Source organism: Oscillochloris sp. ZM17-4, assembly GCF_019599295.1.
GTDB lineage: Bacteria > Chloroflexota > Chloroflexia > Chloroflexales > Chloroflexaceae > Oscillochloris.
The window spans coordinates 1-8,982 of sequence record NZ_JAIEWN010000035.1; the positions used below are offsets into that span (position 1 = coordinate 1).

9 protein-coding genes and 1 pseudogene are annotated in these 8,982 nt (G+C 70.2%); 7 read left to right on the forward strand and 3 right to left on the reverse strand.

Annotation, left to right across the window (positions count from 1 at the left end; genetic code table 11):
* The 5 genes and pseudogenes from K2Z83_RS20435 to K2Z83_RS20455 all read left to right on the forward strand — a co-directional run.
* Nucleotides 1–463: pseudogene (locus tag K2Z83_RS20435) on the forward strand (ParA family protein); the annotation flags it as partial.
* 28 nt (nt 464–491) lie between these two features.
* Nucleotides 492–1,826 (forward strand): hypothetical protein, encoded by a 1,335-nt coding sequence (locus K2Z83_RS20440; protein ID WP_220597042.1) that lies wholly within the window; start codon nt 492–494, stop codon nt 1,824–1,826.
* Between the two features lie 4 nt (nt 1,827–1,830).
* Complete coding sequence (locus K2Z83_RS20445) at nt 1,831–2,070, forward strand: hypothetical protein (protein ID WP_220597043.1); 240 nt, start codon at nt 1,831–1,833, stop codon at nt 2,068–2,070.
* Nucleotides 2,071–2,313: 243 nt separating this feature from the next.
* Nucleotides 2,314–3,867, forward strand: coding sequence for a Na+/H+ antiporter (locus K2Z83_RS20450; protein WP_220597044.1), 1,554 nt, complete (start codon nt 2,314–2,316; stop codon nt 3,865–3,867).
* 106 nt (nt 3,868–3,973) lie between these two features.
* Nucleotides 3,974–5,173 (forward strand): urate hydroxylase PuuD, encoded by a 1,200-nt coding sequence (locus tag K2Z83_RS20455; protein WP_220597045.1) that lies wholly within the window; start codon nt 3,974–3,976, stop codon nt 5,171–5,173.
* Between the two features lie 64 nt (nt 5,174–5,237).
* On the opposite strand, the gene K2Z83_RS20460 is transcribed toward K2Z83_RS20455, so the two are convergent.
* Complete coding sequence (locus K2Z83_RS20460; RefSeq protein WP_220597046.1) at nt 5,238–6,155, reverse strand: Gfo/Idh/MocA family protein; 918 nt, start codon at nt 6,153–6,155, stop codon at nt 5,238–5,240.
* 77 nt (nt 6,156–6,232) lie between these two features.
* On the opposite strand from K2Z83_RS20460, the gene K2Z83_RS29240 reads away from it, so the two are divergent.
* Both K2Z83_RS29240 and dprA read left to right on the forward strand, forming a co-directional pair.
* Nucleotides 6,233–6,355 carry a hypothetical protein gene (locus K2Z83_RS29240; protein ID WP_255604352.1) on the forward strand — a complete coding sequence of 41 codons (123 nt, stop codon included), beginning with the start codon at nt 6,233–6,235 and terminating at the stop codon, nt 6,353–6,355.
* Nucleotides 6,356–6,514: 159 nt separating this feature from the next.
* Nucleotides 6,515–7,603, forward strand: a complete 1,089-nt coding sequence (gene dprA / locus K2Z83_RS20465; protein WP_220597047.1) for a DNA-processing protein DprA — start codon at nt 6,515–6,517, stop codon at nt 7,601–7,603.
* 102 nt (nt 7,604–7,705) lie between these two features.
* Here dprA and K2Z83_RS20470 read toward each other — a convergent pair whose 3' ends face one another.
* Nucleotides 7,706–8,176 carry an NUDIX domain-containing protein gene (locus tag K2Z83_RS20470; RefSeq protein ID WP_220597048.1) on the reverse strand — a complete coding sequence of 157 codons (471 nt, stop codon included), beginning with the start codon at nt 8,174–8,176 and terminating at the stop codon, nt 7,706–7,708.
* A 95-nt stretch (nt 8,177–8,271) separates the two neighbouring features.
* A partial coding sequence (locus K2Z83_RS20475) for a formylglycine-generating enzyme family protein (protein ID WP_220597049.1) occupies nt 8,272–8,982 on the reverse strand: 711 nt, incomplete at its 5' end.

Here is an 8,982-nt window from a genome sequence, read left to right on the forward strand (position 1 = left end):
GCGCCAGTCGGTGGATCTGCTTGAGGCGCTGCGCTCGCGCTATGGCGACCTGGTGCTGCCGCCGATCCGGGTGAACGTGCGGCTCTCGGAGTCCTCGGCGCTGGGCAAGACGATCTATGAGTACGACCCGCGATCGCGCGGGGCGATCGACTACGCGCAGCTGGTGGAGCGGCTGAGCGAGCGGATGAGCCTTGGCCCGGCGGCGGCACACCAGGCGTCGCCCGCCGCCCGCGCCGCCCCCGCGCCGCCCGCGCTCGCCCCGCCGCCACCGGCGCGCGAGCCTGCGCCGCCGCACCCCGCGCCCGCCGATCAGCCGGTTGTCACAGGTGCCGGGAGCATGCTTAGCGCGAGCTGCCCGCACTGCGGGCGCCCGCTCCAGCGGGCCACTGTGGCCGGCTACCGCGTGACCTACTGCGACAACTGCAAGTATCGCCACCAGGATCTCGCCTCCGGGGGGCGTTGAATGTTGAATGCTGAATGTTGAATGTTGAATGCTGAATGCTGTATCTGCTCGTCGTTTCATAGGCTTCCTGCTCTCCCTCGGCGTGGCCGCCTCGCTCGGGATGGCGTGGCTGGTGCGCGACGCGCCGCTGGCGCCGGGTGCCTTGGGCGGGATGCTGCGCGCCGACTCGCTGGGCGCGCTCTTCGCCCTGGTCACGGCGGGGCTGGCCCTGGCTGAGCTGGTCTCGGGGCGCGAGGAGGCGCCGTCGCGGCTGCTGGCTGCGCCCGGCCTGCTGGCGGCGGCCTATCTGAGCGGGCACCTGGGGGTGATGGCGGCGCTCTTTGGCCTGGCGGGGCTCGCGCGCGTGAATGGCCGCCGGCCAGCTGATGCGCTGCCGGCGGCTGCGCCGCTGATCTGCCTGGCCCTGGGAGCGGCGAGCCTGGGCCTGCGGGCGGGCGAGTGGCGCTACGGCGAACCGGGGGCAGGGGCGGGGCTGAACAGCGGGGCCTTCGCCCTGCTGCTGCTGGCCGCGCTGCTCGGCGGCGGCATGCTGGCCCTGGTCGATGGCCGCGATGAAGGCCCCGCCCGACGGATCGACCCGCTGCTCGGCCCGGCCATGCTCTACCCGCTGCTGCGCCTGGACAGCCTGGGGCCGTGGAACCTGGGCTGGCTCGCGGCGGCGCTGCTGCTGGGCTGCGCGGCGGCGCTCTGGGCGGCGTGGCGGGCGGCGACCGACACACCGGCGCGGGCGGCGGCCTGGCTGCCGCGCTACCTGATCGGGCTGGCGATTGTCGGCGCGGGGCTCGGCTCGGGGGCGGGCCTGGCCCTGGCGGCCTTCGCCCTGCTGGGCCTGCCGCTGATGGCGCTCGGCCTGGGCGCGGCGGCGGAGCCTACGCGGCCCTGGCCGCTGTGGGCGCTCAGCGCGGCCGCGCCCTTTGGCCTGCCCTTTGTGGTGTCCTGGGTCGGAGTGGCCGCCGCCACCGCCGGGCGCGTGCCCGCCCTGGCGGCGGCCCTCTGGGTCGCAGCGCTGCTGTCGGCCGTGCCGGTGGCCCGCCTGGCCTCCGAGGGCGGCGCGGGCCGGTGGTGGCCCCAGGATGCCCGGCTGCTACTGGCCGCCGGCTTGAGCGCGGGCCTCGGCCTCGGCGCTCCCCTGGCGCTGGCGCTCCTGGTGCGCCCGGTGGTCTCCCAGCTCGCCGGCGGCCTCTCGCCCATGGGCGAGATCGCCCTGTGGCCGTGGGCCGGCCTGATCGCCCTGGACGCGGCGCGGCAGCCGGTGGCCTCGCTGCCGACCCTGGCGATGGCCGGCCTGATGATCATCCTGGCGGCCCTGGCCTGGATCGGCACCCGCCTGATCTCCTGGCGCGGCCGCCGGGGCGAGGGCTGACGGCGTGGGCGAGCTGCTCGGCGCCCTGGGGCTGGCCTGGCCCCGGCTGCTGATCTACCCCGGTGGGCTGTCGGCCCTGGGGCTGGCCTGGCTGCTGTCGCGCTGGATGGTGGTGGGGAAGAGGCCCTCACCCCCAGCCCCGCTCCCGCTGCGGCGGGAGAGGGGAGTCGTGATCATCGACGCGCTGCCGCCGCTGCTGGCGCTGGCGCTGCTGCCGCTGCCGCCGGCGCGCGGCTTCCCCTAGCGGGGCCACCGACGCTCCCAGGTGTACCCAGCGCTTATTCGCGCTAACATATATTTTTGTTGGGTTTGGGCGGCTGCGCCGCCCAAACCCAACAAAAAACGGGTCTGGAGCTTCGCCCAGCGACGGTGCATCCGCCCTGCGCCAGCGCCCAATCATAACCTGAGGTCTGGAGCAAAACTCCAGGGGCGGGGCGCGGCGCGCCCCTGCTTGACGATGCGGGCGCGGCGGGTATACTTGGCGGCTATGGAACAATTCCTCGCCACCGAGACCCTGGTGATCGAGCTGCTGCTGGTCGTCTCGCTGGTCGCCATCGGCGTGCGGCGGCTGCGCCTGCCCTACACCGTGGCCCTGGTGATCGTCGGCCTGCTGATCACCTTCAACCAGGAGGTGCGCCTCGAGCTGACGCCCGAGCTGATCCTGGCCCTGTTCGTGCCGCCGCTGGTCTTCGAGGCCGCCTTCCACATCGAGTTTGACCGCCTGCGCGACAACCTGCTGCCCATCCTGCTGCTGGCAATCCCCGGCGTCCTGCTGACGACGGCCATCGTCGGGCTGATTGTCTCGGCGGCGGCGGGGGTCTCGCTGAGCACCGGGCTGGTCTTCGGCGCGCTGATCGCCGCCACCGACCCGGTGGCCGTGGTGGCGCTCTTCCGGGCCGTGGGCGCGCCCAAGCCGCTCACGGTGATCGTCGAGGGCGAGAGCCTATTCAACGACGGCACGGCGATCGTGCTCTTTAACCTGCTGCTGGCCGCAGCCCTGGCCAGCGCCGGCGGCGGCGAGGCGGCCGGCTCGCTGCCGACCCAGATCCTGGCCGCCGTGATCGACTTCCTGCGGGTGGCCGCCGGCGGCGTGATCGTCGGCGTGAGCATGGGGCTGGTGGTGGCCTGGCTGATCGGCCGCATCGACGACTACCTGATCGAGACCACCCTGACCACAGTGCTGGCCTTCGGGGCCTACCTGATCGCCGAGCGCCTGCACGTCAGCGGCGTGCTGGCCGTGGTCAGCGCCGGCATCGTCTGCGGGAACGTCGGCCCGCGAGGCATGTCGCCCACCACCCGGATCGTGCTCTTCAACTTCTGGGAGTACCTGGCCTTCGTGGCCAACTCGCTGGTCTTCCTGCTGATCGGCCTGGACGTGAACATCCCGCAGATGCTGCCCTACCTGCTGCCGATCGGCATCGCAGTGGCGGCGGTGATCGCCAGCCGGGCGCTGGTGATCTACAGCATCTCCTGGCTGGCCAACATCCGCGGCCGGCGCGTGCCGCTGACCTACCAGCACGTGCTCTTCTGGGGCGGCCTGCGCGGCGCGATCAGCCTGGCCCTGGCCCTCAGCCTGCCGACCAGCTTCGCCGACCGCGACCTGCTGCGGGTGATGACCTTCGGGGTGGTGCTGTTCACCCTGCTGGCCCAGGGCACCACCATGAGCCCGCTGCTGCGCCGGCTCGGCCTTATCCAGCGCGAGGAGCTTGCGCTGGAATACGAGCGCCGCCACGGCCGGCTGATGGCCGCCCGAGCCGCCCGCGAGCGCGTCCAGCAGCTCACCCGCGCCGGCATGATCTCGGCCGCCACCTCAGACCAGGTCAGCGCGCACCTCGACGGCCGGATCGACGAGGCCAGCCAGGCCCAGCGCGAGCTGCTTGAGGAGCACCCGCACCTGCGCGACGAGGAGCGCGACGACGCCCGCCGCGAGGGGCTGCGCGCCGAGCGGGCCATGCTCACCAGCCTGTCCAGCGGCGGCGTGATCTCCGAGCGGGTCTATGAGGAGCTGGTCTCCGAGGTGGACGCGAGGCTTGAGGAATAGCCGATAGCCGATAGCCGATAGCCAACGTGGGCACGTCGTTCCGTGATGAACGATGTGTGGTATCCCGGCTATCGGCTATCGGCTATCGGCTATTAGAGGAGTCGCTGTGGAGCTGAACATCCGAGAGTGGATCGACCTGCTCGTGCGCTGGACCCACGTGATCGCCGGGATCATGTGGATCGGGAACTCCATGCTGTTCAACTGGCTCGACCGCAACCTGGTGCAGTCCGACTGGCCCAGGGAGGGCGAGCAGGGCAAGATCTGGCTGCTGCACAGCGGGGCCTTCTACGAGGTTGAGAAGAAGCTGCTGCCCAAGGGCGCACGCTACCCCGACAAGGTCCACTGGTTCATGTTCCAGAACCTGACCACCTGGGTCAGCGGGATCTTCCTGCTGGCGGTCGTCTACTACCTGGGCGGGGCGGCCTACATGATCGACCCGAGCGTGGCCCAGATCAGCCCGCCGGTCGCCATCGCGATCGGCGTGGCCACCCTGGTGGGCGGCTGGTTCGTCTACGACCTGCTCTGGCGCTCGCCGCTGGGCAAGAACACGCCGCTGGCCTTCGCGATCTCCTTCGCCCTGCTGATCGGCATCGCCTACGGGCTCTCGCAGGTGCTCAGCGGGCGGGCCGCCTACATCCACGTCGGCGCCCTGATGGGCACCCTGATGACCGGCAACGTCTGGCTGTACATCGTGCCCTCGCAGCGCGGGCTGGTGGCCGCCACCAAGGCCGGGCTGGCCCAGGACCCGGCCCTCTCCTACGGGGCCAAGCAGCGATCCATCCATAACAACTACATGACCTTCCCGGTGCTATTCATCATGATCAGCAACCACTACCCGATCACCTACGGCAACCAGATGGGCTGGCTAGTGCTAGCCGTGCTGATGGTGGGCAGTGCCCTGGTGCGCCACTTCATGAACATCCGCTTCACCTACGGGCCGTGGCTGCGCTGGGCGGCGGGCGCGGGGGTGGTGGCCCTGGCCGTGGCGATGATCCTGACCGCCCGCCCGGCCCGCACGCCGAGCGCGTCCGCCGCCGAGCCGGTGAGCTTCGCCGCCGTCCAGTCGGTGATCCAGCGCCGCTGCGTGGTCTGTCACTCGGCGCACCCCACCGACAATATCTTCACCGTCGCCCCGGTCGGGGTGATGTTCGACACCCCCGAGCAGATCGTGGCCATGGCCGCCCGCATCCACGAGCGCGCCGTCGTCACGCAGACGATGCCCTTCAACAACCGGACCAGCATCACCGCCGAGGAGCGCGACCTGCTGGAGCGCTGGTATGCCCAGGGGGCAAGAATCACTCCTTGATCCAATTGCAGATTGCAGATTGCAGATTGCAGATTGACTGCAATCTGCAATCTGCAATCTGCAATTACCCGATGTCCACCTGGCGGCGCGTCGCCGCCGACTCCAGGATGGCGTCGCAGACCAGGGCCGCGCGGTAGCCGTCCTCGAAGGTGGCCCCGTAGGGCGCGACATCCTTATTGTTCACGATGCAGTCGAGCATGTGGGCGATCTCGTGGATGAAGGTGTGCTCCCAGCCGATGATGTGCCCCTGCGGCCACCAGTGCTTCCAGAAGGGGTGGTAGGCCTCGCTGACCAGCACATTGTGGAAGCCCTGGGTCTCGCGGGGGTCTTCGCCGACCCAGAAGACCTCCAGCTCGTTGAGTCGCTCCAGGGCGAAGCGGATGCTGCCGCGCTCGCCGTTGATCTCGACCACCTGGTGGTTCTTGCGGCCGGCGGCGAAGCGGGTGGCCTCCAGGGTGCCGACGGCCCCGCTGGCGAAGCCGGCCGTGGCCACGAAGGCATCGTCCACATCGACCGTGCTGGTGGGGCCGCCGGGCGCGGTGCGCTCCTCGATGAAGGTGCGGGTCATCGCCCCAACGGTGGTGATCTCGCCGACCAGGAAGCGGGCCAGGTCGACGATGTGGGCGCCGAGGTCGCCCAGGGCACCGCTGCCGGCGGTGGCCTTGCTCAGGCGCCAGATCGGCGGGGTGCCGTAGTGCGGCATGATCCACTCCTGCTGGTAGGTGGCGCGGAAGTGGTAGATCCGGCCGAGCTTGCCGCTGGCGATCAGCTCGCGGGCCAGGCGCAGGGCAGGCACAAACCGGTAGTTGAAGGCGGTCATGTGCTTGACGCCGGCCTTGGTGACGGCGTCGAGCATGGACTTGGCCTCCTCGGCGGTGCGGGCCAGGGGCTTCTCGCAGATCACGTGCTTGCCGGCCTGGGCGGCTAGTATGGACGGCTCGGCGTGCAGGTCGTTGGGCGAGAGGTTGTCGAGCAGCTGCACCTCGTCGTCCTCGATCCCTGAACCTAGCCGTTACCCTGGCCCTGGCCGTCGGCGTCGGACGCTGCTACGCCGTCGCCATGCCGGCCCTCAGCGTGATCTCCGGCGCGCTCTACGCCGCCGGGTTTGTGCTGATCGTGGCGCATATCTGGACGCGGGTGCTGCCCTTCCGCGAGCTGCCCCGCCCGACACGAGATACGTAAGGAGATCCCTATGAGCGCGCCCCTGTCAGCCACCAGCTACGCCAACCTGGCGGTCGATCTGGAACACCCCATCGTAACCATCGGCCACCTCACACGGTATACAGACGTGCGCCCGACCCCATCCGGCGCTCCGCGCCCTGCAACCGACAATCTACCCTCATGGCACCACCAAACACACGCTACTACCTTGGGTTCAATCTGGTCCCCGGCGTCGGCCCGGCCCGCCTCGCCCGCCTGATCGCACACTGTGGATCGGTGGAGGCGGCATGGCGCGCCGATGATCTGGATCTTGTGATGGCAGGGCTCGACGCGCGCAGCAGCGCGGCCCTGCGCTCCGCCCGGGCGCAGTTAGACCTTGACGCCGAGCTTGAGCGGGCTGATCGGGCCGGCGTCGCCCTGCTCTCGATCGAGGACCCGGCCTACCCCGCGCTGCTGCGGGCCGCCCCCGGCGCGCCCCCCCTGATCTATGTGCGTGGATCGCTCGCCCTCGCCGACGCCTGGGCCGTCGCGGTGGTGGGTACCCGCTCGCCCACCAGCTACGGCCGCGAGGTGGCGCACCGGCTCAGCCACGACCTAGCCCAGCGCGGGGTGACGGTGGTGAGCGGCCTGGCGATCGGCGTCGATAGCGTGGCTCACGCGGCGGCCCTAGAGGCCGGCGGGCGGACTGTCGCCGTGCTGGGCAGCGGCGTGGATCTGCCCTACCCCGAGCGTAACCGGGCCATGGCCGAGCGGATCATCGCGCAGGGCGCGCTGGTCAGCGACTACCCCCTCGGCACGCGGCCGGTGGCGATGAACTTCCCGCCGCGCAACCGCCTGATCAGCGGCATGAGCCTCGGCACGGTGGTGGTCGAGGCGGGGGAGCGCAGCGGTGCCCTGATCACGGTCGAGTTCGCCCTGGAGCAGGGCCGCGATGTGTTCGCCGTGCCCGGCCACATCTTCTCGCGGCAGAGCGCGGGCACGCACCGCCTGCTGCGCGATGGGGCCACCCTGGTGACCTGCGCGGGCGATATCCTTGAGGGTCTCAACCTGACGGATGCGGCCGTCCAGCATGAGGCCCGCGCCGAGCTGCCGACCGACCCCATCGAGCTCGCCATGATCGAGCTGCTGGGCTACGAGCCGCAGCACATCGATGGGCTCGGGCGCGCCGCCGGCATGCCGCCCGCGCAGGTGGCGGCGGCCCTGGCCATCCTTGAGCTGAAGGGGCTCGTTCGTCAGGTGGGGCCGATGGAATATGTGCGGCGGCACTGACCTCATTGCAGGTTGCAGGTTGCAGGTTGCAGGTTGTAGTGTATCAACAGCGTTGCCAGGGTGTAATCTGCAATCTGCAATCTGCAATCTACAATCTGCAATCTACTCAAAGACCGCCTCGCCCTTGCCGGAGAGGGCGTCGGCGATCATGCGCTTGGTGCGATTCAGCAGCGGCGGGAGCTGGTCGGGCGCGAAGAACCCGATGTTGACATTCTCGTGGCCGGTGCGCTTCAGCTCGCCGCCGGCGATCCGGGCGGCGAAGAACATGGCCAGGATCTGGGCCTGGTCGCCGTTGGGGTAGGTCCACTGGAAGTCAGGGCCGGCGTAGACGCCGATCAGCCGCTCGGCCTGGAGGCTCAGGCCGGTCTCCTCCTGCACCTCGCGGGTGAGCCCCTGCACCGGCGTCTCGTCGAGGCTGATGGTGCCGCCGGGCACGTCCCAGAGCATCACATCGGCGCGGCGGCAGAGCAGGATGGCCCCGTGCTCGTCCTGGACGAAGCCGCTTGACCGCACCTGCATGATGCGCTGGTGTCCGACATAGGACCGCAGCCACCGGGTGTACTTGATCCCCATAGCGGGCTCCCTTTTAACGTAGACAAGGTTTCAGGTTACGTTACAGTTTGATGCCGTGAATGGCGTTCTACTGCACCAAATCTGCAATCTGCAATCTACAATCTGAAATCTTGTCTTAGGCTGTAGGCGAGGCGAAATCCAATAAAGCTGTTCCGAACCTGCGGGGCGAGACGAAAGCGGCAGGCGCAGCGGGCGAACCCCTGCGGGTTGGCGTAGCATCCGCCGCGCAGGATCCGTCTGCCGTCTGCCTGCTGCCCCTCGCGGGTATTTGCCGGCGCGTAGGGGTAGGGCGTGTCGAGCGAGGCCGTCCACTCCCAGACATTGCCTGCCATATCGAGGGCGCCGCAGGGACTCGCCCCCTCTGGGTAGCTGCCGACGGGGCTGCGCCCCGCGCGCTCGCCCTCGCGGGTGTTCGCCAGGTCGGGGGCGAACCCGTCGCCCCAGGGGAATACCCGCCCGTCCTCCCCGCGCGCCGCCCGCTCCCACTCGGCCTCAGTCGGGAGCCGAAATGGGGGGCGGCGCGGCGTATCGCCCCCGCTTACCCACGCGCAGAACGCGGTCGCATCGTGCCAGCTCACATCGACCACCGGGTAGTCGGCGGGGCCGCCGGGCGGGCGCTCGCCCCGCGCCGAGGCGAATGCCGCGTAGAGGGCGTTTGTCACCGGGGTGGCGGCGATCGCATAGGCTGGCAGCTGCACCCGGTGCTGCGGCGACTCCTCACGGTAGCTCTCGCGGGTGCCGCCGTAGCGCCGCGCCAGGTCGCTCAGGTCGCCCTCGGGTGTCCCCATCAGGAAGGCCCCCGCCGG